This window comes from Campylobacter vicugnae, from assembly GCF_002139875.1.
GTDB lineage: Bacteria > Campylobacterota > Campylobacteria > Campylobacterales > Campylobacteraceae > Campylobacter > Campylobacter vicugnae.
In genome coordinates this window covers 162,874-187,813 of record NZ_CP018793.1, presented here as the reverse complement: position 1 = coordinate 187,813, position 24,940 = coordinate 162,874, and the positions used below count along the sequence as shown (strand labels likewise).

The window sequence follows — 24,940 nt, the reverse complement described above, 5'->3', positions numbered from 1 at the left end:
CTACCCTTTCATCTTTTTTATATCTAACAATAACTTTATATATCCACCTTTATACCAATTTTTACTAGCTTCTATCATAGCCTCTCCAAGTTTGTATGTTAGACACTCTTTTTCTTTTAAGGCTTCTTTATAATCTGGATATGACTCTAGTGGTGGGAGCTTTAAGCTTGGATTAGCTTTAATTTTTTCATTATAGGCTATTTGTTCTTTTTTATGCATATCTTTTATATAGCTTAATATATAAGGCATTCTTATATATCCCCATATGCTTTTAGAATTTTCTATCATAGCTTTGCCAAGCTTATAGCTTAGTTGGTTGTGGATACGGGATTTGGCGGTGCCATATTGTAAAGTAAATTCTTCTAAATTGCGTTCTTGTTTATTTGGATCTTTGATATTTATTTGCACTTGTTGAGGATTGGCTTTGTTTATTAAAGTTTTGATCTCATTTTTAAAAGCTATAAACTCTTCGTTATCAGGTATTGTATTTAAAGAGTAATTTATAAATTTAAGTGCATTGTTTAAATCTTTTTGGAATACAGATATTTTTGATGCAATGTAGCTTATATATGGATATTTAATAGAGGCAGTTGTGATAAATGATAAAAATTGTGGAGCAAACACAATATGCTGACCCCACAATACTCTAAGCAATGCTTCTAGAAATTCTTCTTTGCGTTCTAATAATATATTTTTTAAATATTCATCAGCTCTTTGATACTGTTTATCGCTAATTAAAATATAAGTTAGCATAACTCTAAAAATAGAATTATTAAAATCAAATTCTAATCCACGGTTTGCAATATCTATTTTAATAGCAGTATTAATGTTTAATTTCTTATATGCTAAATCAAGTGCATATGCACAACTTGCAGATTTTTGAATATTATGAGTATCAAATCTATCAAGATAATACATAATAGAGTCGTATATCTCTTTATTGGTAAAATATTGATTAAAATTTTTTAATTCAACATTACCAAGTGCTGCGGCAAATTTTGAATATGTAGAATGATTAGCTAAAATCATATTGGCATTAGACATCAAAATAAGTTCAAATATAGTAGCTTGCATTGTATTATAGTTTTGATGCAGTTCTGATGCAATAAGTAATTGGTTTTTTATTGCATAATCTTTTAAATATTCTTTAATAGCAATATTAGCCTTAATATCAGCACCAAATAAAATTACTTTTTTATTTTCTTTTTCGATAAAATGCTTAATGGCATACACTACAACTTCTGCTGGAAAAACATATTTCATTATAACTGGTGAAAATATAGCTCTTCTGTAATTTTTATCATAAATGCTATCTCCGCCTCTCATATGAATAGCTACAAATTCGCCTAGTTTAGCAGATATTAAATCGCTTTGTTCTATTGCTTCTTTATATTTTTCTTTAAAAGGTATGCTTCTTAATATAGGTCCAAAATTAGCCAAGTAATCCTTTTCATCAAGGTCTTTAATATGACTATTATTGGCAACATAATAGTTCATAACATATGAACCCCAATATTTTTTATACGGCTTATTTTTAAGTTCAGAAATAGTATTAAAACATAATGTATTGGTATCACCTTTTGAAAGTTTACTTTTATATGAACATTCATTTATAAATTCTTTCTCAAAAAGCTCTTCATCATCATCCATAAAAGTTCCACCAGGAGAATCTAATTTTTCCCATGTATATCCAAATTTAAAACCAATTTTTTTTGATAAATACATAGCCGTAATAAATGCTGTCATTCTAGAGCCAAAAGCGTCCATTCTTCCAGCTATTAAGAGTCCATCAAATTTTCTTTTGTAAAATTTTATTTGATCTATTGGATATAAATGATTTATTCTAAGAAGATTTGTAGTTAATTCCGATTTTAATAAATAAATTAATTCGTTTTCATTATCGCCTATAGTTGCAATTTTATCTAATGCTATCCATTTATTATTTTGAAAATATTCAATTACCCCCCCCCCTTTTTTTATATCATTATTATCTATAAAATTTTTAAAATAAATTTGGATAATCTCTAAAGAAATATCGTGTTTAAAATTATAAATCAGCCATCCGTTGGCTACATCATCATTGCTGGTAGTATATTCTACTTCTATTAAATCTGTTGTTTTCCATACAATATCTCTATTTTTTGAAAAAAACACTAGCACTCTCCATTAATTGATATAAAACATTATTACCTATGATATCATAATATCTATAAAAGTAGTATAAATACATATATTTTTATCTATCTACCCTTTCATCTTTTTTATATCTAACAATAACTTTATATATCCACCTTTATACCAATTTTTACTAGCTTCTATCATAGCTTCTCCAAGTTTGTATGTTAGGCACTCTTTTTCTTTTAGGGCTTCTTTATAATCTGGATATGACTCTAGTGGTGGGAGCTTTAAGCTTGGATTAGCTTTAATTTTTTCATTATAGGCTATTTGTTCTTTTTTATGCATATCTTTTATATAGCTTAATATATAAGGCATTCTTATATATCCCCATATGCTTTTAGAATTTTCTATCATAGCTTTGCCAAGCTTATAGCTTAGTTGGTTGTGGATACGGGATTTGGCGGTGCCATATTGTAAAGTAAATTCTTCTAAATTGCGTTCTTGTTTATTTGGATCTTTGATATTTATTTGCACTTGTTGAGGATTGGCTTTGTTTATTAAAGTTTTGATCTCATTTTTAAAAGCTATAAACTCTTCGTTATCAGGTATTGTATTTAAAGAGTAATTTATAAATTTAAGTGCATTGTTTAAATCTTTTTGGAATACAGATATTTTTGATGCAATGTAGCTTATATATGGATATTTAATAGAGGCGGTTGTGATAAAAATATCTATACTAGTTTTATAACTAATATTATATATATTTTTTGGGAAAAATCCAGATATAACATTTATTTTATCTTTGGAAGATAATTTTTTTATTGCTTCATCACATTCTTTAAATTTTTGATTATTTAATAGTAATTCAAATTTGCGAACCATAAAGACAAAATTATTATCTTCAATAAATCCTAATTCGCAAATTTTAATTAATTCATCTACATTATTTTCTTTTTCTAGAAGTTTATACCAATAAAAATAACTAGCGCTTTTTAATTCTGGCGTTGTGTAATAATTTTGATATTTATTTAATAGATACAACTGCTCTTGTCTAGTAATTGTTTCGTCAATTGTTGATAATTTACTGCCATAAATTAAACCTGCGCATAAAGCATAAGTGGAAAAAGATGGGGATATAATTTCCTTTGATTTAGCCATTAATACTAAATCAAAAAATAGTTGTTGATTATATGTTGGATTTATCATTAAATCTTGAGCCAAAATAATATTTTTTTGTTTTATACTATCAAATTTATCACGCACTATTTTAGCTGATTGATCCGGAGAAAATAACACAACTTTTTGTTGATTATTTAAAAATTTTTCTACTATTCCAATAGCAATTTCAATTGGAAATAATCTATTCCTAACTCCTTCTGTAAATAAAACACCTTTTAAGGCATGTGATACAACATCTCCATTTCTTAAATGTAGTGCTACATATGAACCTAATTCTTCTGATTTTATTATTGCTTGACTTATAATAGATTTAATATCGGCATTCCATCCGATATTTTCCCAAAATTTTTGACATTCTATTCTATAGTCTTCTAAATTAAAATCTGTAAATATTAAATTATTTAGCCATTTATTATCAGCTATTTTCCAACCAAAACGCCAAGGGGAATTTTTTAAAAAATTACTATAATCACCAATATAATTTATACGATTATCACAATAATCTACTTTAATACTATTTGTATAAGAGTATTCTTTTAAATATTTACTATCAAATATATTATCTTGATTATCTACAAATACATCATTTTTATCGTGCAACTCTCTTTCATCCCATATAAAACCAAATTTTGCTCCTGTTTTTTTTGCAATATACATTGCATTTAGCATAGCCATTAACCTACCGCCACTACCATCAAACCTAGTTGCTACAATTAAGGCAGGATATTTTCTTTTAAATATTTCTATTTTTTTAAAATGTAAATAATTTTTAGATTCTAAGGAAATTTTTATATATCTTGCTTGGATATAGGAGTGCAAAGGAATAATTATAGTATCATACCCCCCCCTAAAATCATATAAACTTCTATCTATTGCAAACCATAAATTTTTATCTATTGAAAATTCTACTTTAATTGATTTTAGTCTATCTTGATAATTTTTTCTATTAATTATTTTAATATATTCAATATCGTAAGTATTCTCTAAATCTACTATCCACCAAGGATTATTTTCTATTCCTGTATGAAAAGCATAATCATCTACTTTAAGATCTGATTTAATAGCTCGCTTTGCATCATCTTTTAATGACCATTTAGAAATTGAACTTTGAAAAGCATTTTTATCGTGAGCTATTTCTATTAAATCTTCATCTTTCCATACTATATTTGGTTCGGTTTGTCCCCAAGTCATATCGCACTCCTAAATATTGATTATATATTATATATAAATATTATTTTGAAAATGCTTATTTTCAAAATAGATTTAAGGTATTTATAAATGTAGCTAGATTATCTATAGAAAAAGATCAAGAAAAATTAATTCGTGCTTTCAAAGATGTGAATACAAAATATCCAAATACCAAGTTAATAATACTAGGAGATGGACCTTTAAAAGAAAAATTAGAAAATTTAATCAAAAGATTAAAATTAAAAAAATCTGTATTTTTACTTGGTAGAATATCAAATCCATACCCTTATTTAAAAAAAGCAGATTGCTTTGTAATGAGTTCAAATCATGAAGGGCAGCCTGTAACTTTATTAGAGTCATTGGTTTTAGATAAATATATTATTGCTACTGATATCGCAGGCAATAGAAGCGTCTTAGAGAAAAATGGTGGAATATTAGTAGATAACACCATAGAAGGGTTGAAAAATGCCATGATAGACTATATAAATGGAAAAAAATTATGCAACAACTTTAATCCATTTATATACAATACTAATTTAATGAATAAATTTTATCAAGAATGTAGAGATGTGTAGTCATCTCTACTAAATAATATTATAAAAATCGAGTATTGCTTTTTCACTATATTCTTTGTACTTAAATGTATTAAATTTTAATCCTTGAGATATAAATTTTTTCATAGCTTCTGCTAAACAATTTATATTGTTATTTACAATTAATCCATATTTACCACTATCTAATACATCATAAGCACAAGAAAAATTAGTACTAATAACTGGTTTTTTTAGAATTAAAGCTTCTATCATAGCCAAACCTTGCCCTTCATGATTTGAACTCATTACAAAGCAATCTGCTTTTTTTAAATAAGGGTATGGATTTGATATTCTACCAAGTAAAAATACAGATTTTTTTAATTTTAATCTTTTGATTAAATTTTCTAATTTTTCTTTTAAAGGTCCATCTCCTAGTATTATTAACTTGGTATTTGGATATTTTGTATTCACATCTTTGAAAGCACGAATTAATTTTTCTTGATCTTTTTCTATAGATAATCTAGCTACATTTATAAATACCTTAAATCTATTTTGAAAATAAGCATTTTCAATACTAGCAGGCAATGCTATATTACTTTTTTCTATAATCTCTTGATAGTTTATCGCATTTTCTATATAGTCAAATTTATTTAAATCTATATTGTAGTTTTTTGATAAACTTATTTGATTTGTATTTTTTGTCTCTTTTGATACTGATATTAGTTTATCATAATATTTATAAGTGTAAAATACCATTTCTAAACTAGGAAATCGTTTATTAAATTCTCCTAGCATATTATTATGCATATAAATAATTTTCTTTAATTTTGTACCATATGCAAACAATCTAGCCCAATAGACATTGTAACCTTCAAAATTAATAACTATATCAAATTTACTATCAGCGTAAATGCGTTTAAATTCTCTTTTATAAATATTTTGTAAGATATTTTCTTGTTCTTTGTTTGATTTTGGGTTAAATTTACTTTCTATATAAGATTCTTCTAATGTAAGATTCTTGGCACCTACTTTAGGCAAAACATGAACCTTATCAATGATATCATTAAATTGCTCTAATCTCTCAGGATATGGAGCTATGCTATTTGGTTCAATTGATAAAAATATTCTATATTTTTCTTGATCTATATTATTGATCAAATTTTTCATTGAGCTTGTTATACCATTTGGCATAAATGGTCCTTCGAAAAATAAAATATTTATCTTATCATTTGTTTTATTTGATGATATATCATCATATTTATTAAAGAAAAAGAAATCGACAACACGCTTAGTAGCATCTCCATCTTCATAAGGAAAAAATTTATCTTTTAGGTGCATATATCTATTTTTCTTATCTAAAAATTCTTTATTAGATAATAGATTTATCACATCATCTATAGTATCGCAGCGATTTTGTGTAATCTCGTTTATATCAAAATATAATCCACGCTCATTTTTATATTCTTCATAATCATATGTAAAATATATAATAGGTCTATCAAGCAGCATAAAATCAAATGCAATACTAGAATAATCAGTAATCAATACATCCACAATACTTAAAAGTTCATTTGTATCTATATCTCTATCATTTGCGCTGCAAAAATTTAAATTCTCCCCTTCTATATATCTAAGTGTTTCATGATGCCCTTTAAAGAGAACTTTAAAGGGCATTATGCACAACTTTTCTAAGTGTTTCATGATGCTTTGAGCCTCAAATCTTGGACTTCCAAAATGTCCTCTAAATGTAGGAGCGTATAATAAAACCTTCTCCCCTTCTTTAATACCAAATCTCTCTTTTAATTGCAATTGTTTTTTTAAGGTTAAGTCTATTCTAGGATAGCCACTAATAAGAGTTTTGCCATTATAAGTACCATCTATATCATAATCTTTCAATATGACATCTTCTACAAATTTACTAGGGTTTATTATGTGAGTAGTTTGTAAAAAATTCCTTTGAGTATTAGCATGCTCCATAAAACTGGTTTTAATATGCTTGCCAAGCGATTTCCAAGGTGTCCCATGCCATGTATTTAGATATTTTTGTCCTTCTCTTCTAGTAAAATATGAATGAAAAGTTGTATTATTAATTAAATACTCTGATTGTGCTAGATATTTTAGATATGTATGACTTCCTCTTTTGATTACGATTATATTCTTCATTTTTCTAAATTCAGGTTTCATATCATAAGCGCTTTCAAGTACCCATATATGCGTAAAGTCTTTAAAATCAACACTATTAATACAATGTAAAAATATAGCATATGGATTACAACTCATGAGTCTGCCATGGAATGTTTCATACAATATAGTTTTTGATATGATTGCGGTATTTTCCAGATAATGAGTATATATAGCTCTATCTTTAAAAGCTTTATTTTTTAATATTTTATCATCAACACCATACGGGTTTTGCGAAGTTATATTTTGTTCTATAAATGCTTTATTTGCTTCTTCAAATTTGCCTAATTTATTAAGACAATACCCCAGCCTATAATACCAATATGGTTTATGTTCGCTATTGCGAGCTACAGCTTCTTGATAATAATAAGCTGCTTTTTCATACTCTTTTTGTCTCTCATAAACAAAACCCAATCTATAATGAGTATAAGGCCTATGATAATTAATCTCTAATGCTTTTTCATAATATATAGCTGCATTTTCCCAATCATAAAGCCTATCAAAACTCATTCCTATTTTATATAGCATATTATCATCGTGGTTAGTTGATATATTATCATTATAATATTCTAAATATGCTTTATTAGCATCTATCCATAGACCTTTATTTTGATGGAATACGCCTATTCCATATAAATTTGATTCTAATTTTTCATCAATGGATATTGCTTTTTTGTATAACTCTTTTGCTAAATCTAAATCGCTTTGATTCTCCATGCCTTTTTCATAACAATAACCCATTTTATAATAATATTCAGCATCAATACTAGATAAATCTTTTAATAATTTTAATGCTTGGGAATAGGCCAATGCAGCTTCTTTAAACCTTAACATCATCTCAAGAGCAATAGCAAGATTTTTATATCTTGCAAAATTACCGCCTTTAGTTGCAATCTCATCTTTTAAATCCTCTACTTCCTTCCACCAAAGCTTACCACGGGATATGCCGCCAGATTCTATATGGTTTTGAGATTGATCTAATTGTTTTTTCCAGTGTTTTTGATTTGGATTTAATGCTATTGCATTTTGAATATATGTTTTTGCATTATTCCAATCTTGCATTTTAAAATAACACATTCCGATTTTAAAAATACATTTAGCATTATTTTTATTATAAGAATTTGCTTTAATATAGTAATCAAGTGCCTTTTGATAGTTTTTGTTACGATGATAATATAAAGCTCCCATAGAAAAATAGTAATTAAATAGAGGGTTTAACATCTAATATCCTTTATGAATTTTATATTTATTTATAAAATTATTTTCATCATACTTGTAAAGTTCATTAAGTATTTTTTCTTGGTGATATATAGAATATTTACTCATTAATAGTTTATAAAGATGTAAAATATATAGATCATCATTAATTATTATAGCATTTGGCGTATCTAATACATTATCAAAAGAAGTCTTTGGGATTCTCCAATCTTCTCCATAATTTTCAGTTAAATATAGATTAGAATCTTTTGCACCAAAATATTTTTCACCTAAAAACTCATACTCTTTAAGCTCAAATAGCGTATTATACCATTTAGCTTTGCCGCCCAAATGATATACTTTATCATCTTCTTTGTAATGTATAAAAATATCTATTAAAATTCCATTTATATGCTTTACTTTTATAATACCAGGGGTATTGTATTCATGTATGCAAAATAGACCTTCTTTGCATATAGCTTTAGCAATATCGCAATTTATAGACTCATTAAAAATTCCTATATCTATATCATAATCATGAGATAGTATTTTTCCTTCTCTTATACAACCTAAAAAAGTACCACTAACTAAAAATATTTTAATATTTAATTTATTAAAAAAATTTTTAATATCTTTTAGAGCGTTTATTGCATCTTTACTATTTAATTCTTTTTTTGATATTTTATTTTTAGAACTAAATTTATGATTTAAAATTAAATTTTCTAAATAATACTTAGTCCGTTTATAAGCCATGCCTTTGATTCCAGCATGTATAAGATATAGCGTAATTTGTTTATTTGTATTTTGATTATATTTATAATATAAATTTTCAAATTTATTAAAATCATCTTCATTTTCTACTATTTTACTAAGCACAAGCCAAGTTTTTAATCTTGTGCTAAATTCTAAAATATTTTCTAAAATTTTCCAAGAATTTTCTTTATTTCCCATGCAATATAAAATTTGCGACTTTAGATATCCACCTTCTACATGATAGGGATATTTTTTCAAAAAAATATTAATATTTTTAAGACTTACTTCATAATTGGCAAAATAAAAATTATATTTTGCCTTATAATAATATGCAAAATAATTTTGCATATTATTTAATATATTAATTAATTGCTTTGCGTATCGTTGTTGTGCTGATTTTTGCATATACAAATTAATTAAAAAACATATAAAAGTAGAACAATATAAATATCCTTTTGTTTCTATATATGTATTTTTAATTATATTTTTAATGCTCATATACGAATCTTTTCTATTAATTCTGTAGTAGATATACTAGGTGTTCTAGGCAGATAAACAACATCTACTATATCTTTAAATTCATCAAATTTACCTTCCCAATCATTACCCATTACTAAAATATTGGCATTATACTTAAGTAAATATTCTCTTTTTAGCTCCAACGACTCTTCTAAAAACACTCCGGTTACGCACTTTAAAGATTTAATTATCTCCATTCTTTCCATTTGAGAATATATAGGATAGCGATTTTTTTTAGAAAAATTCAATGCATCAGATGATACTCCTACAAATAGCTCATCTCCTAAATCTGCAGCTCTTTGTAAAACCATCAAATGCCCATAATGAAATAGATCAAATGTTCCAAATGTTAAGACACGCTTCATTGTTTAATCCTTTATAGAGCTGCTTTTATTAAGCACTTAACTCCAACCAATCTTTATTTGATATAGTAATTTTGTTTTGAAGATTATAGTTTTCAATACTAGTTGGATTGCTATGTGGCTTGATATTTTCAAATTTATATCTAAAATCAAACCATATAAAATCAGCATCATCAATATTTTTTATTAGCTCTTCTATGCAATTTTCGTCTATATAGTCATCAGAATCCACAAAGAGAATATAGTCTGTTTTATCAGTATTTATAAAGTGTTCTATTCCAATATTTCTAGCTATACCTTGACCTGAATTTGATATTTTGATACCTATAAATCTATTATCTTTTTGAATATAGGATTTGATTATTTTATCTACATTTTTATCTGTACTACCATCATCTATTAATAATATTTTTATATTTTTATAAGTTTGTATGCTAATAGAATGTAGGCATTTTTCTAAATATTTAGCAGCATTATAAATAGGTATAACTATGCCTACGCTTTTATTATGCATATTAATTTTCAACCTTTATTTGAATATAATAAAATCTAATAATATTATATAAAAATCTCTTAAAAACCAATTAAATCTATGCAGGCTATATGTAAAAAATATATATTTATAATAAAAATTAATTTTTATTATAAATATAATAGCTAGTATTGAAAACTATAATCTTCAAAACAAAATCACTATATCAAATAAAGATTGGTTGGAATTAAGCTCTAAAATAGACTTACATAGCTTTGCTAGTGGCTGCTGGGTTATGATAGATACAGATTATATACAAAAACTAAATTTAAGATATTTAGATGTTCGTGAAGAGGATAACTACTTTGGTATTATGCTATTTTCTAATGCTAATAAGATTAAAGTATATCCTAAAAAGCTATATAATTACATAATTAGAAACGATAGCACCATGAACTATGGTGGCAAGATTAACATTAATTCTATCCCATTTAGATTAAGAAAATATCTAAGATATTTCTATGATAATCCTATGATTTTTTCTAAATATTACCGAGCTGGTGGAGCCGCTATTATGCTTTCATCTCTCATAGATAGTTTTAAAGATGATAAAGAAATATATAATCTTTTAGAAAAGACATTTTTAAATCGCTATTGTATGCTTGCTTTAAATTTGCAAAACTTTTTAAATGACCCACTAGGATATAAAAGATATCTACCGCTCGCACAAAAGTATGCCAAAGATCATAATATAGGTGCATTTGCCCTTGTGCAATCAAGTGTATATTATTGGATTGGACTAGTATTAATTAGCAGCAAAATTTCATTAAAAAATTTTTTAAAAACACCATTTTATATATATCAAATTTTAAAGGACAAAGCATATGCTAAAAAATGTAAATTTGATATAGATAATTACTGGGACAAAGATTATGCACTAAAAGTGCTAAACCATAAAGCGTATAAATTGGGAATAAAACTAGCAAAAATTATTTAAAAGGAAAGATATGTCACTACAAAAAAAGATAAATAAATTACAAAGAGATCCAAAGCTCTTTTTTAAAGATATGTTTTTAAAAAAATATATCCCTATAAAAAATAAAGCAAAAGCAATAACTCCAAAAAAGAAAAATGGATATTCTAAATATGTTATTGTTTCAGCCGTATATAATGTAGAAAAATATTTAAATGATTATTTTAACTCTATCATTAATCAAAGATTGGATTTTAAAAATAACATACATATTATATGTGTAGATGATGGCAGCAGCGATAATTCAGCTAAAATCATAAAACATTATCAAAAAAAATATCCAAAAAACATAACATATATTTATAAAGAAAATGGCGGTCAAGCAAGTGCTAGAAATTTAGGACTAAAACTACTCCAAGAAGACCCTAATCTAAAAGATAAATTTACCTGGGTTACATTTACTGATCCAGATGATTTTTTAGATAGGGACTATTTTTATGAAGTAGATGAATTTTTGGCGAAGAATAAGAATATAGTTACTATTCATGCTAAACAGATGTTATATTTTGAACAATTTAAGAGTTATCAAAAGCATCCATTATCACATTTTAAACATGATAAAGGGCTTGTTATAAAAGATATACAAAATCTAAGAATGGAAGTTCAAAGTTCTACGCGCTCCATATTTTTAATAAAAAATATATTAGATAATAATATCAACTTCTATGAAATTCAATATTATGAAGATATGGCTTTTACTATTGATTATTATTTAAGTTGCAATTTAAATCAAAAAGTTGCATATTTACCACAATGCATATACTATATAAGAAAAAGAGAAGTTGCTAACTCCACAATGAATAGAAGCAGTAAAGATAAAGCCTATTACCTTGATGCCATAAATATTTGTTTAAAAACATTGCTTGATAGCAGAAATAAAAATAATGGCTTATTTTTGCACGCGCAATACTCCGCTTTTTCTATGATCATATATCAAATTAGAAATCTTGTGGATAATGCTCAAAAAATTGCCTTTTTGAGCGATCAAGAAAAAGAGCAATATCAAAACTTATTAAGTAAGATATTTGAATTAACAGACAGTGAAGTCATATCCTCTTTTAATGCCAATGGAAATAATTATTTTTATAAATTTGGAATTTTAAATTGCTTTAAACAAGATACATTGCCATATAATATATCTTATATAATAGATTATGATTGCGTTAAAGAACAAATTCTTGTGCAATATTATAGCAGACAAAAAACATCTATAGAATCGATAAGATTTGATGGCAATGAAGTTTATCCTGATTATGAAAAAATTATAGAGCATAATTTTTTAGATAGAATTTTTTGCTATGAAAAATTACTTTGGGTGCATGTTCCTAAATTTGCAAAAGATAAGTTACAAATCTTTATTGATGGTAAGCAATCTATGATAGGATTTAAAAATTATGATCATAGCATCAATAGCATTCGCAAAGAATTTGATCTATATAATAATATAGAAGATGTATGGCTTTTTATCGATAGAGATATAGAAGCTGATGATAATGCCGAACGATTATACAGATATGTAGCAAAAAATTATCCAAATCAAAAAATAGTTTTTGCTTTAATGAGGGATTGCCCAGATTGGATTAGATTAGAAAAAGATGGCTTTAATCTAATTGAGTGTTATAGCGCAGAGTTTTATCAAATTGCTAAAAAATGCAAATTTTTCATAAGCTCTCACACACCAAATGGCTATCAAGTAAAATTAAATATAGCGCAAAAGTTTATATTCTTAGGTCATGGCACCGATGCGGTAGATATATCGGAATATTTTAACAAACTACCTATAAAGTTAAGAACTAGTACGACTTATGAAGAATTTGATTCTTTATTTAATAGCAAATTTCGTTATAAATTAACAAAAAAAGAAGTAGCTTTAACAGGTCAGGCAAGACACGATGCCTTGCTAGCTGGAAATAGGACTAATAATAAAAATATAATGATTATGCCTACATGGAGAAATTATTTAGTTCTACCTAGAGAAAAAACTTTTGATAGAAAAATAGCAGATAATTTCTTAGAATCTGAATATTTTATTAAATGGTTATCTTTACTCAATAGCAATGCGTTAGAAAAACTAGCCAATGATTATAATTATACAATTACATTTGTACCGCACTTTAATATGAGAGATATATTAAATTATTTAAATATTCCAAATTATATTAAAATTGGATACAGAGAAGATGGAGAATCATTTCAAAAATATTTTCAAGAATCAGATTTAATGATAACTGATTATACTAGTGCAGCCTTTGAAATGGGATATCTTAAAAAACCAGTAATCTATTATCAATTCGATGAAGAGGAGTTCTTTAATAGTCATACATATACTAAAGGATATTTTGATTATAAAAGAGATGGTTTTGGCCCTGTTGTCACTACCCAAGAAGAGCTTTTAATAGAGCTTGAAATTTTAATAAAAAATAATTGTCAAGTAGGTGAGCCATATAGATCAAATATAGAAAATACATTTGCTTTTAGAGATGGTAAGTGTTGCAAGAGGATATATCAAGCAATAGTAGAGCTTGATAAGCCATATGAATCAAAAATCACAATAGAGCAAATAAGGCAAAAAGCTAAAGATGCTTTAGAATATGAGTGTTTTTATGAAGCATCTTGCAGATATCGATATATTTTGGAAAATTTTGAAAATATAGATATAAATGATATAGAACAATATCTATATTGTGCATTACAATCAAATAATGGCTATGAGGCTAGTAAATTTCTTTTAAGTATCCAAGATAAAACTCAGTTTAATACTCATATTAAAATTGAGCTTATAAAAGGTGTGCTATCTAATAATAAAAACTCTAAAGAAGAGATAGAGTGGGTACTAGATACTTTAGAAAATATGCAAATAGATAGCAATGATAAATTAATGCTAACTTGGGCTAAACTTAGAATATATATCTATCTTGAAAAACGAGAGAAAATAAAAGAAACCATCAATATTCTTAAAAATGAATTTAACATATCAAAAGATGATATAGATTTAGAATTATATCTTTTAAGAAACAATATTTTAGCAGCTTCTACTTCTGGGGGGGGTACAGATAGAATTCTTTGTTTAGCAAACAATTGCTTAAATGAAATGATTGAATTTATCAAAATTTAAAAGTAAATGATGTGAATAAAAGGAATATGAGATGAAGAGGATAGCCGTATATCTATATGGACATATGAGAACATACAAACAAACTTACAAAAGTTTTTTAGATAATATTATATATCCAAATATTAAAGATGGGTATATGGTTGATATTTTCATCCATACTTGGGATGTTTTTAATGTTACAGATTCGAATGCTTGGCATGCTAAACAAAATTTATTCCCAACTTTATCCAATAAACCTTTAACTAAAGAAGATATGAACGAAGTTATAAATATCTATAATCCAAAAAAAATAGTCTTTGAAAAAGATAATGGAAAACAAGCACAAAGATATCATAAAATTAGAGCAGTAAATCAATTAAGATTGGAGTATGAAAAAGAGAATAATATTAAATATGACTTTTTTCTAACTACACGGCCAGATATATATTTTTTAAAACCATTTAGATTAAATGAATATCTTAATTTTTATGCCACTCATCCATCTTTTCAAGATAAGCAATTGCCAGATAAATTTAATTTTGTTGGTTGTTGGCATTTTAGATATCCTTTAAATTTTATTGTCATGGATCCTAGATTTCCTAATGAAAGCGATCTATTTTGGGTGAGTAATTACCATGATGGAACTATGTGTGCTCTTACCGCATATAAACATCCAGATAATCCATTAAATATTTTTATTAAATATAGACAAAACATGGAGTATTTATTGTGCAGAGAAAACACTAAATTAGATGAATATGATGAGATGATTAAACATTCATTTATTCAAAATTTAAAAGATGAGAATCAAACTTATAAAACAATTATTTCAGAAAAATCTAAATCAGTAGAATTATTACAAAATGAGATAAATTTTCATAAAGAAAATATCAATAAGCTACAAAAGAAATTATCAAATGCTAATAAATATACTAATTATTTAAGTTACAAGCTCGGAAAAGAATTAATTATAGCAGGACATAATTGGTATAAAGGAGGTTTTATTTTATTTATTTTTAAAGCTCTTTCGATTATAAAAGAACATAAAAATAAAGTTTTATAGATGTAAAACTATAAGTAGTTTATATAAATCAAGGAAAGTAAATATGAAAAAAATTGCTATACACTTTTTTGGGCATATGCGAACCTACAAAAAAACATATGAATCATTTTTTAATAATTTTATCAAACCAAATTTATACTATGCTAATATAGATATTTTTATACATACTTGGGATGAATATCAAACTCAATATAGCAGACATCAAAATAGAGTTTATGCCTCTATGGAAAATAAAAAATTAAGTTCTGAATGTATTATGGATATAAAAAATATTTATAAACCTGCAAAAATTAAACTTGATACATACGATCCTAGTTTAGGTCATGGAATGTATGTTAGTGTAAAAAGAGTAAATCAAATACGACGAGAATATGAAAAAGAAAATAATATAAATTACGATATATATATATATACAAGACCAGATATTTTATTTATTAATCCATTTAAGTTGAGTGATTATATAGATTTTTATCTTGATTTTCATAAAGATAAATTGGGCATTAAAGATAAAATTACTTGGTGCGTTAATAATTATTTTAGACATTTGCCATTTATAGATATGAGATTTGTAAATGAAGGCGATCTTTGTTGGATAAATAATTTTGATTGCGATGTAATCACTCCAAGATTTTCTAGTGATTATTTTGTAGTTCCAATAAGATATATCTGTTTTAAAGATTTTATTATATTAAGAGAATTATATCAAAATGTCAAATTTGACCCTTTTGTAGAAACAAAACAAAGTATATTAGATAATGCTAATAAATTACCAGAACTAACAAAAAAAATCGATATACTAAATTTAGAGCTATCAAAAAATAAGGAAATTATTAATATTTTAAACAACCAAATCAACTCCTATCCTATCAAAAAACAATCCTTAGAGATTTCAAATTTAGAACAAGATCTAATAAATAAAAAACTCAAAGCACAAATTTTAGAAAAAGAGCTAGGATATGATTGCAATGCAATCCAAGAAAATAAAGAATTAAAAAAGAAAATTAAAATTCTACAACTAACAAGTAAGGAAAATATAAAACAACAAAGTATATATACCGCCAAATCCCGTATCCACAACCAACTAAGCTATAAGCTTGGCAAAGCTATGATAGAAAATTCTAAAAGCATATGGGGATATATAAGAATGCCTTATATATTAAGCTATATAAAAGATATGCATAAAAAAGAACAAATAGCCTATAATGAAAAAATTAAAGCTAATCCAAGCTTAAAGCTCCCACCACTAGAGTCATATCCAGATTATAAAGAAGCCCTAAAAGAAAAAGAGTGCCTAACATACAAACTTGGAGAAGCTATGATAGAAGCTAGTAAAAATTGGTATAAAGGTGGATATATAAAGTTATGGTTTAAATGCAAAAATATTCAAAAAGAGTGTAAAAAACGTTAATAATACTTATATTGCTACCCAAGATTTTATACAAATCCTAAAATCTTGGGTTATATAAATATCTTATTATTCAAAATAATTATAATATAAATTTAATCACATCAAATATCCAAATTTAGAATTTTTATGCAATGACTATTTATCTTATATTATTCATAATATTAAACTATATTTCAAAGATTAACTATAAATTTTAATTATCATTTTACATATATATAAACAATTTAAAGGCATCATTTCTAAGAGTTTTTATCTATAAAGGCTTTATAATCTTGTGGTATTCCAATATCTATAAAATAATCATCAAAAACAGTAGCTTTAGCATTAAAAATTAAAAAATTTTCTTGAAAAAACTCTTCAAATGAAAATTTATTAGGTAAATTAAATGAGTTAAATATATTTTTTTTAATTAAATAAACTCCACCATTTATCAATCCATTTGATGTAAATTTCTTCTCATTAAAAGCAGAAATATAGCTATTATTATCTATATCAACACTTCCATATCTATCAAAGTTTTTCATAGGCTTTAAAGCTACACAGATATCGCTATTATCTAATTTTAATCTATCTAAATTTGCATCAAAAAAAGTATCACCATTTAATACATAGCAACTATCGCTATTTATTAAATTTAAAGCCTCTAAGATAGCTCCACCAGTGCCTAAAGGCTCCTTTTCTATGCTATATAATATCTGCATTCCAAGATAAGAATTTCCAAAATATTCTTGTATAATTTCATATTTATATGAAACCGCTAAAACAACTCTAGAAATATTTTGTTTTTTTAGATATTCTAATACAAACGCCAAAAAAGGTTTATTTTTTATTGGCGCCATTGGCTTTGGAATATCTGATATCACACTTCTAAGACGCGTTCCAAGCCCACCGCATAGAATAATTGCTTCTTTGGTTGTATCCACTAATTAAATCCCTTACCAAATATCTCTTCTTCTACAATAGCACAAATGATATGACCTATAACAATATGCGATTCTTGAATTCTTGGAGTAGAACTTGAAGGGACTTTGATACAGTAATCGCAAAGATCTGCCATTTTACCACCACTTTGTCCAGTTAATCCTACGCTTATTACTCCTTTTTCTTTGCAAATTTTTAAAGCTTCTATGATATTTGCACTATTGCCACTTGTAGAAATACCTATAAATACATCGCCTTTTACTCCATGAGCTTGCACTTGTCTTGCAAACAGCTTCTCATATCCATAGTCATTGCCAATTGCTGTTAAAATGCTTGTATCAGTACTCAATGCTATACTTGGAATTCCTGGTCTATCAAAGTAAAAACGACTTACAAACTCTCCAGCGATATGCTGTGCATCAGCAGCACTTCCACCATTGCCAGCAAGTAGCGTTTTATTGCCATTTTTATAGGCATCAGTAATCTCTATAGCAACTTTTTTAATTAATTCTATAATAGCTTCATCTTGCAAAATTTGATTTTTAACTGCAATAGAATCTTTAAAATGACTTTTTATATAATTATTTATAATTTCCACGATTTTGTTCCTTCTTTAGTAAATGAAAAGTCTTGCACATAGCCTTGTTCTTGATTTAAAATTTTAATTAAATTATATTTTTTTACTGGATCGACTAAGAAAAACATAAATCCACCAGCCCCAGCTCCACTTGTTTTACCACTATATGCGCCATTACTCATAGCAAGATTATATATTCTATCTAATTCATCATTAGTTACTATTTCTGAAATAACCTTTTTAGATTGCCATGATTTACCTAAAATTTGAGCTATTTTATTAAAATCTGCTCTAAATAAAGCCTCTTTCATATCTACTGCATCTTGCTTGATTGCATGCATAGCCTCAAGGGATTTTGTATCTCCTAGTTTGCCCTTTTTATGCTCTTCTATATCTTTGGCTTCTCTAGTAATATTGGTAAAATAAAGCACAGTCCTAGCCTCTAATTCGCTAGCTATCCAATTTTTAATTCTTAATGGATTTACAATTACTCTTTTTTGATCGTAAAATTCCATAAAATTAAATCCGCCAAATGTAGCTGCATATTGATCTTGAGCGCCACCTACAATACCTAAATCCTCGCGCTCTATCTCATAAGCTAAATGAGCTATATCATACTCTCCAAGAGGTAAATTCAACCATTCTACAAATGCTTGAATCACACCTACAACCAAAGTAGAGCTTCCACCAAGACCGCTACCACTAGGAACATCTGAGTAAGTATGCAGTGAAAAACTAAGCGGTTTATGAGTAAAATCTTTTACGATTCTATTATAAACAGCCTTGAAAATATCACCATTGCCATCATTTTCTAGATACATAACACTTGGATACTCGCCATAAGATTTAGTATCTGCTGAGTCAAATATAATTTTGCCATCATTGCGCTCTATTAATGTACAATGCACATATAGCGATATTGTCGCATTTAGTACATATCCAGTGTATTTATCACAATATAAATTTATATCCGTCCCCCCACCAGCTAGACCTAACCTGAGTGGAGTTTGTGAGCGTATAATTTTCATTATTCATCCTAAGTATTTTGTAAAAAAGGGACGATTAATTATAATAGAATTTAGCTTAAAAATCATATTAAATCAAATACCTATTTTTACAAAAAGCATAAAACCCCCCATAGCTTTTATGCTTATTATAGCCAAGTTTTATCCAAATATTTTTAATAGAATTTCCATTTTTTATCAAATATTTAATTACTTTAATATCTTTATCGTAATAACTACTTAATGAATTTTTTGGTCGTCCAATTTTTTTACCTTTAGAACGAGCATTATCCAAACCCGCTTTTGTTCTTTGAGATATAAAATCTCTTTCCATTTCTGCTAAATACGCATAGATTGATAAAATAAGTTTAAAAGTAGGATTATTAAAATTATTAAGCTCCTTTTGTCTTAAAAAACAAATTTGAACACCTTTATTGTGTAATTCTAAAACTAAATTAATAACTTCAAGCATATTTCTACCTAATCTAGAAATTTCAGTAGTTATAAGTAAATCACCTGCTCCTAAATTTTCTATCAAATTTTTTATTAATCTTTTTTCTGCTGATTTTTTAGAGCTCATTTCAATACTGATAAAATTATCAATTTTTATACATTTTTCTTTAGAGTATTTAATAATTTGGCGTTTTTGAACCTCTAAATCTTGTTTATTTGTACTAACTCTAATATACGCAACAACCATAAATAATCCTTTTTAAATCAATTTAATAAAAAATTATAATTAATCGTCCCCTTTTTTTAAACTAAGGATTTTGAATGATAAACATTATTTTATGTGGCGGTAATGGCACTAGACTTTGGCCAATTAGTAGAACATTAATGCCTAAACAATTTCTACAAATCTTTAATGATAACTCATTATTTGAATTAACATTTAAAAGGAATGCTAGTTTTTGCAATAAGACTTTAATAGTTGCTAATCAAGAACAATATTTTCTAGCTCATAATCAATTAAAAAATGATAATATTAATTACATATTGGAGCCGATAGCAAAAAATACTGCTGCTGCTATTACACTCGCAGCACTTAGTCTGCCACCAAATGAGATCATGCTTATAACGCCAAGTGATCACTTAATTAAAGATATTAAATCTTATAAAGAAACCATAAATAAAGGTATAAATTTTGCAAATGATAATTTTATAGTAACATTTGGTATTAAGCCTAGCTGCGCACATACTGGCTATGGCTATATTAAACATAATGACTATGATGTTATAGAATTTCATGAAAAACCAGATCTGCAAACAGCTCAGCAGTTTATAAATAAACAAAATTATTTATGGAATTCCGGCATATTTTTATTTAAGGCTTCTATATTTTTAGAACAGATGAGGCTATTATCAAATGATATATATAAATCTTGCCTACATGCCTATAATAATGCAATAAAAGAGAAAAATTTAATAAAAATACCTAAAGAATATATGCAAAAAATCCCATCCATAAGCATCGATTATGCACTTATGGAAAAAACCAAAAAATTAAAAATCATTCCAGCTAATATAGAGTGGAATGATGTAGGCAATTTTGATGCTTTACATGAAGAAATAAAAGGCGATAATGATAACTTTATAAACTCAAATAATAAACTCATCAATTGTAAAAATAATTTTTTCTTTAGCTCAAATCACAATAAATTCATTGCTGGGATAGATATAGAAAATCTTATTATAGTTGATACAGGCGACGCCCTTTTAGTTACTCAAAAAAATTCAGCTCAAAAAGTTAAAGAAATTTATGAATATATAAAAGATAATGAAAATTTAAGCAAAAATCCACTAACAATTTACCGACCATGGGGGAAATATACAATTTTAGAAGATAATCAAGGTTATAAAATTAAACGCATAGAAGTTCTATGCGGCAAAAGATTATCCTTGCAAAAGCATTTTCATAGAAATGAACATTGGATAGTACTCAGTGGAACAGCAATAGTAGAAATAGATGGAAAAACTCAATTAGTAAGACCAAATGAATCTATTTATATAAAAATGGGGCAAAAACATAGGCTTAGCAATGAAGGAAAAATTCCAGTAGTTCTTATAGAAGTGCAAGTAGGTGAATATACAAAAGAAGATGATATTATTAGATTTGATGATGATTTTGGAAGAGAGGATAAATAATGGCTAAAGTGGCTTTAATTACCGGCGTTACAGGACAAGATGGTGCTTATTTAAGCGAATTTTTATTAAGCAAAGGCTATGAAGTGCATGGAATTAAGCGTCGCTCATCTTTGTTTAATACCGATAGGGTTGATCATCTATTTGATGGGCATCATGATAAGAGTCGGCATAATTTTCATTTACATTTTGGCGATATGACAGATTCTATGAATTTAACACGATTAATCTCCGATATTCAACCTGATGAAATATATAATCTAGCTGCGCAAAGTCATGTGCATGTTAGCTTTGAAACACCAGAATATACAGCTAATGCTGATGCTTTAGGAACTCTTAGAATATTAGAGGCTGTGAAATTTTTAAATTTAATACAAAAAACTAAAATATATCAAGCTTCTACTTCTGAGCTATATGGAAAGGTGCAAGAAATTCCACAAAGTGAAACAACGCCATTTTATCCGCGTTCTCCATATGCAGTGGCTAAGATGTATGCTTATTGGATTACAGTAAATTATAGAGAGGCTTACGATATTTTTGCTTGTAATGGAATTTTATTTAATCATGAGAGCCCAGTAAGAGGTGAGACATTTGTAACTAGAAAAATTACAAGAGCCGTTTCAAAAATAGCACTAAATTTACAAAAAATTTTATATCTAGGTAATTTAGATGCAAAAAGAGATTGGGGTCATGCAAAAGACTATGTTAAAATGATGTGGATGATTTTACAATATAAAGAGGCACAAGATTGGGTAATTGCCACAGGTAAAACAACTAAAATTCGTGATTTTGTCAAACTTGCATTTAAATATTGTGGTATTATTTTAGACTTTAAGGGTAAAGAAATTGATGAAGTAGGCTTCATTACCAAATTAGACTTAGAACGCTTAAAAGAGCTAAATTTATCTAGTAAGCATTTAAGAATCGGACAAATAGTTGTAAAAATTGACCCCAGATATTTTAGACCTACAGAGGTTGATTTGCTGCTTGGCGATCCAAGTAAGGCTGAGCGTGAGCTAGGCTGGAAAAGAGAATTTGATTTACACGACTTAGTTAATGATATGATGCAAAGCGATTTAAAATTAATGCACAAAGATGCATTTTTGCAAGAAAATGGCTATAAAATTATGCGTTATTATGAATAACAACATCAAGCTTGTAAGCCTCACTTACAAGCTTGAATAATTGCTTAATTTCACAAATCAACGATTTAACGGAATTCGGCCTTTTCTAATCTCATCTCGCCAATGATTTAGCAAATCTTCAAACATCTTTCTAGCTGGAATTTCTGGTTTCCAATTAATAAAGCTTTTAATTTTAGTATTATCAAACATTTGATAATCAGCATCTATTGGTCTTAATCTAGCAGCATCTTCTTGCACTGTAATATCATATCTAGTAGAAAATCCTAGTAAAATCTCAATTACTTCAGGCAATTTAAACGCCTCTTCTCCAGCAATATTAAATGCCTCTCCACAAGGCACATTACCTTTAGCGCTCTCTACTGAAAGCAAATAATATGCCCTAATAGCATCTCTGCAATCTTGAAATGTTCTAACACTTGAGAGATTTCCAACTTTTATAATTGGCTCTTGCAATCCTGCTTCAATAAGTGCAATCTGCTTTGCTACCGTACTTTCAAAAAATACATCACTACGCCTTGGGCCGCTATGAGTTCCCATTCTTGTTACATATGTTTTTATTCCATACGCTTCTCCATAGAATCTACCTAAATAATCAGTTCCAATTTTGCTAATGCTATATGGACTAGCACCGTGAAATGGGGTTTCTTCATTTAGTTTTACACCTACTTTTGCTCTACCATATACCTCACTAGAGCTACATACATGCACAACTGGATCATAGCCATCTTTTTGCTTTAAAACTCTAATATTTTCTAAAATATTAGCCGTTCCTACAATGTTAGTTTGTAAAGTTTCAATAGGAATATCAAAAGATGTTTTAGGAAAAGATTGTGCGGCTAAGTGAAAAATAACATCTGGACGATGAGTCTCAAAAAGTTTTTGGATACTTGAATAGTCATTTAAATCGGCATAAAATACGCTAATTCTATCATTCTTATTGATTCTATCACTTAAGTGATAAACATTATCCATCGGCTCTTGCCAACGCATCATACCTATAACTTCATAATCTGTATTTTCTAGTAAAAAATCAGCCATTTGAGAGCCAACTTGTCCAGTAAATCCAGTAATTAAAGCTTTCATTATTAAATTTCCTTAAAATTAGATTGCATTATGGTAGCATTTAATTACTAAATAATTTCTAAATTTTATTTAATTAAGTCTTTAATAATTTCTTGAATATCTATAATACCAATTCCATTAAGACTATGAATTTGTTCTCTATTTCCTATTTCAAATGTATATTTTTTAGGAAAGCCCATATTGATAATATTTTTATTTTTTATATTAAAGTTAATCTCACTATCTAAACCTCCACTATTTGCAAATCCTTCTTCTAAAGTAATAATATGCTCAAAATATTGCAAATAATCAAATAGCTTGACTTTATTATAACTAGTTAAGGAGTACATATCTATCAAAGTTATATCAAATTCTTTACTAAGATTAAAAACTTTATTAGACATATAACCCGTTGATATTAATACTATATTATTTTTGCCTTCTAAAATTCTAAAACCATCATCAAAATTATCCATTTTAAATTCTAAGTTTGGTAAATTATGTACATCAAAACGCAAATATTTTGGCTTTTTAATATTTATTGTGTAATTAAAGTATGTTTTAACTAAACTTGAATCACTAGGAGAAAAAACTTCAAAATTAGGCAAAGTTTTTATAATTCCCAAATCTTCTAAGCAGTGATGTGTTGGACCACTAACAGAATAACTTACGCCCGCACCAACACTAACAATATTTACATTTAAATTCCTTAAAGAGCTTAAAGCACTTAAATTTATTCGCAACTACTCAAATGGTCTCATACTAATAAAAGGTGCTATTCCATACACATACACTATTTTACCTTCTAATGCCAAACCTGTTGCAACATTAACTGCATTCTGTTCGGCAATACCAACATTAATTGATCTTTGCGGAAATGATATTCGAATTTTATCTAACATTGGAGCACCAAAGTCAGCTGTAATTAAATATATATTTTCATTTTCAATCATTGATTCATATAAAGAATCAAAAAATGTATCTCTCAT

General features: G+C 27.0%; 18 protein-coding genes and 1 pseudogene. 7 read left to right on the top strand and 12 right to left on the bottom strand.

Translation table 11 applies throughout. The features are described 5' to 3' along the window. On the bottom strand, positions 1 to 2,154 hold the full coding sequence (locus tag CVIC12175_RS08500; protein WP_086315792.1) for an O-fucosyltransferase family protein: 2,154 nt from the start codon (positions 2,152 to 2,154) through the stop codon (positions 1 to 3). A gap of 90 nt (positions 2,155 to 2,244) precedes the next feature. Continuing rightward, positions 2,245 to 4,488, bottom strand: a complete 2,244-nt coding sequence (locus CVIC12175_RS00995; RefSeq protein WP_086315791.1) for a discoidin domain-containing protein — start codon at positions 4,486 to 4,488, stop codon at positions 2,245 to 2,247. A gap of 26 nt (positions 4,489 to 4,514) precedes the next feature. Between CVIC12175_RS00995 and CVIC12175_RS00990 the strand changes: the two genes are divergently transcribed. Beyond that, the gene (locus tag CVIC12175_RS00990) at positions 4,515 to 5,060 is read left to right on the top strand and encodes a glycosyltransferase (protein WP_086315790.1); all 546 of its coding nucleotides are present in this window, start codon (positions 4,515 to 4,517) and stop codon (positions 5,058 to 5,060) included. 9 nt (positions 5,061 to 5,069) lie between these two features. On the opposite strand, the gene CVIC12175_RS00985 is transcribed toward CVIC12175_RS00990, so the two are convergent. The 4 genes from CVIC12175_RS00985 to CVIC12175_RS00970 all read right to left on the bottom strand — a co-directional run bounded on the left by CVIC12175_RS00985 (position 5,070) and on the right by CVIC12175_RS00970 (position 10,544). Beyond that, complete coding sequence (locus CVIC12175_RS00985; RefSeq protein ID WP_086315789.1) at positions 5,070 to 8,420, bottom strand: CDP-glycerol glycerophosphotransferase family protein; 3,351 nt, start codon at positions 8,418 to 8,420, stop codon at positions 5,070 to 5,072. After that, positions 8,421 to 9,407 carry a hypothetical protein gene (locus tag CVIC12175_RS00980; protein ID WP_141082899.1) on the bottom strand — a complete coding sequence of 329 codons (987 nt, stop codon included), beginning with the start codon at positions 9,405 to 9,407 and terminating at the stop codon, positions 8,421 to 8,423. Positions 9,408 to 9,643: 236 nt separating this feature from the next. Next, a complete protein-coding gene (locus CVIC12175_RS00975; RefSeq protein ID WP_086257446.1) occupies positions 9,644 to 10,033 on the bottom strand; it encodes an FAD synthase family protein in 390 nt (129 codons plus the stop codon). A 28-nt stretch (positions 10,034 to 10,061) separates the two neighbouring features. Beyond that, the gene (locus tag CVIC12175_RS00970) at positions 10,062 to 10,544 is read right to left on the bottom strand and encodes a glycosyltransferase family 2 protein (protein ID WP_086315788.1); all 483 of its coding nucleotides are present in this window, start codon (positions 10,542 to 10,544) and stop codon (positions 10,062 to 10,064) included. A 253-nt stretch (positions 10,545 to 10,797) separates the two neighbouring features. Here CVIC12175_RS00970 and CVIC12175_RS00965 point away from each other — a divergent pair, with 253 nt between their 5' ends. The 4 genes from CVIC12175_RS00965 to CVIC12175_RS08610 are packed head-to-tail and all read left to right on the top strand — an operon-like array spanning position 10,798 to position 17,100. Beyond that, positions 10,798 to 11,499, top strand: a complete 702-nt coding sequence (locus CVIC12175_RS00965; protein ID WP_152023627.1) for a hypothetical protein — start codon at positions 10,798 to 10,800, stop codon at positions 11,497 to 11,499. Between the two features lie 10 nt (positions 11,500 to 11,509). Next, entirely contained in the window at positions 11,510 to 14,650 is a 3,141-nt protein-coding gene (locus CVIC12175_RS00960) for a CDP-glycerol glycerophosphotransferase family protein (protein ID WP_086315786.1), read from the top strand. A gap of 31 nt (positions 14,651 to 14,681) precedes the next feature. Continuing rightward, positions 14,682 to 15,692: a hypothetical protein gene (locus tag CVIC12175_RS00955; protein ID WP_086315785.1), complete on the top strand. Its 1,011-nt coding sequence runs from the start codon at positions 14,682 to 14,684 to the stop codon at positions 15,690 to 15,692. Between the two features lie 43 nt (positions 15,693 to 15,735). Beyond that, on the top strand, positions 15,736 to 17,100 hold the full coding sequence (locus CVIC12175_RS08610) for a hypothetical protein (RefSeq protein WP_086315784.1): 1,365 nt from the start codon (positions 15,736 to 15,738) through the stop codon (positions 17,098 to 17,100). A 239-nt stretch (positions 17,101 to 17,339) separates the two neighbouring features. Here CVIC12175_RS08610 and hddC read toward each other — a convergent pair whose 3' ends face one another. The 4 genes from hddC to CVIC12175_RS00930 form a co-directional block, all read right to left on the bottom strand. After that, entirely contained in the window at positions 17,340 to 18,023 is a 684-nt protein-coding gene (gene hddC, locus CVIC12175_RS00945) for a D-glycero-D-manno-heptose 1-phosphate guanosyltransferase (RefSeq protein ID WP_086257450.1), read from the bottom strand. Further along, on the bottom strand, positions 18,023 to 18,619 hold the full coding sequence (gmhA2, locus tag CVIC12175_RS00940) for a D-sedoheptulose 7-phosphate isomerase (protein ID WP_086257449.1): 597 nt from the start codon (positions 18,617 to 18,619) through the stop codon (positions 18,023 to 18,025). Before gmhA2 ends, hddC begins: the two co-directional genes overlap by 1 nt. Beyond that, positions 18,607 to 19,626 (bottom strand): D-glycero-D-manno-heptose 7-phosphate kinase, encoded by a 1,020-nt coding sequence (gene hddA, locus CVIC12175_RS00935; protein WP_086257448.1) that lies wholly within the window; start codon positions 19,624 to 19,626, stop codon positions 18,607 to 18,609. Before hddA ends, gmhA2 begins: the two co-directional genes overlap by 13 nt. Positions 19,627 to 19,693: 67 nt before the next feature. After that, entirely contained in the window at positions 19,694 to 20,302 is a 609-nt protein-coding gene (locus tag CVIC12175_RS00930; protein WP_086256305.1) for a recombinase family protein, read from the bottom strand. A gap of 74 nt (positions 20,303 to 20,376) precedes the next feature. Between CVIC12175_RS00930 and CVIC12175_RS00925 the strand changes: the two genes are divergently transcribed. Next, a complete protein-coding gene (locus tag CVIC12175_RS00925) occupies positions 20,377 to 21,747 on the top strand; it encodes a mannose-1-phosphate guanylyltransferase/mannose-6-phosphate isomerase (RefSeq protein ID WP_086257170.1) in 1,371 nt (456 codons plus the stop codon). Further along, the gene (gmd, locus tag CVIC12175_RS00920) at positions 21,747 to 22,889 is read left to right on the top strand and encodes a GDP-mannose 4,6-dehydratase (RefSeq protein WP_086257171.1); all 1,143 of its coding nucleotides are present in this window, start codon (positions 21,747 to 21,749) and stop codon (positions 22,887 to 22,889) included. The genes CVIC12175_RS00925 and gmd overlap by 1 nt, the downstream gene beginning before the upstream one ends. A gap of 57 nt (positions 22,890 to 22,946) precedes the next feature. Here gmd and CVIC12175_RS00915 read toward each other — a convergent pair whose 3' ends face one another. Together CVIC12175_RS00915 and CVIC12175_RS00910 are read right to left on the bottom strand one after the other, a co-directional pair. Then, positions 22,947 to 23,972 (bottom strand): GDP-mannose 4,6-dehydratase, encoded by a 1,026-nt coding sequence (locus CVIC12175_RS00915; protein WP_269466676.1) that lies wholly within the window; start codon positions 23,970 to 23,972, stop codon positions 22,947 to 22,949. Between the two features lie 65 nt (positions 23,973 to 24,037). Further along, positions 24,038 to 24,940: pseudogene (locus CVIC12175_RS00910) on the bottom strand (transketolase family protein).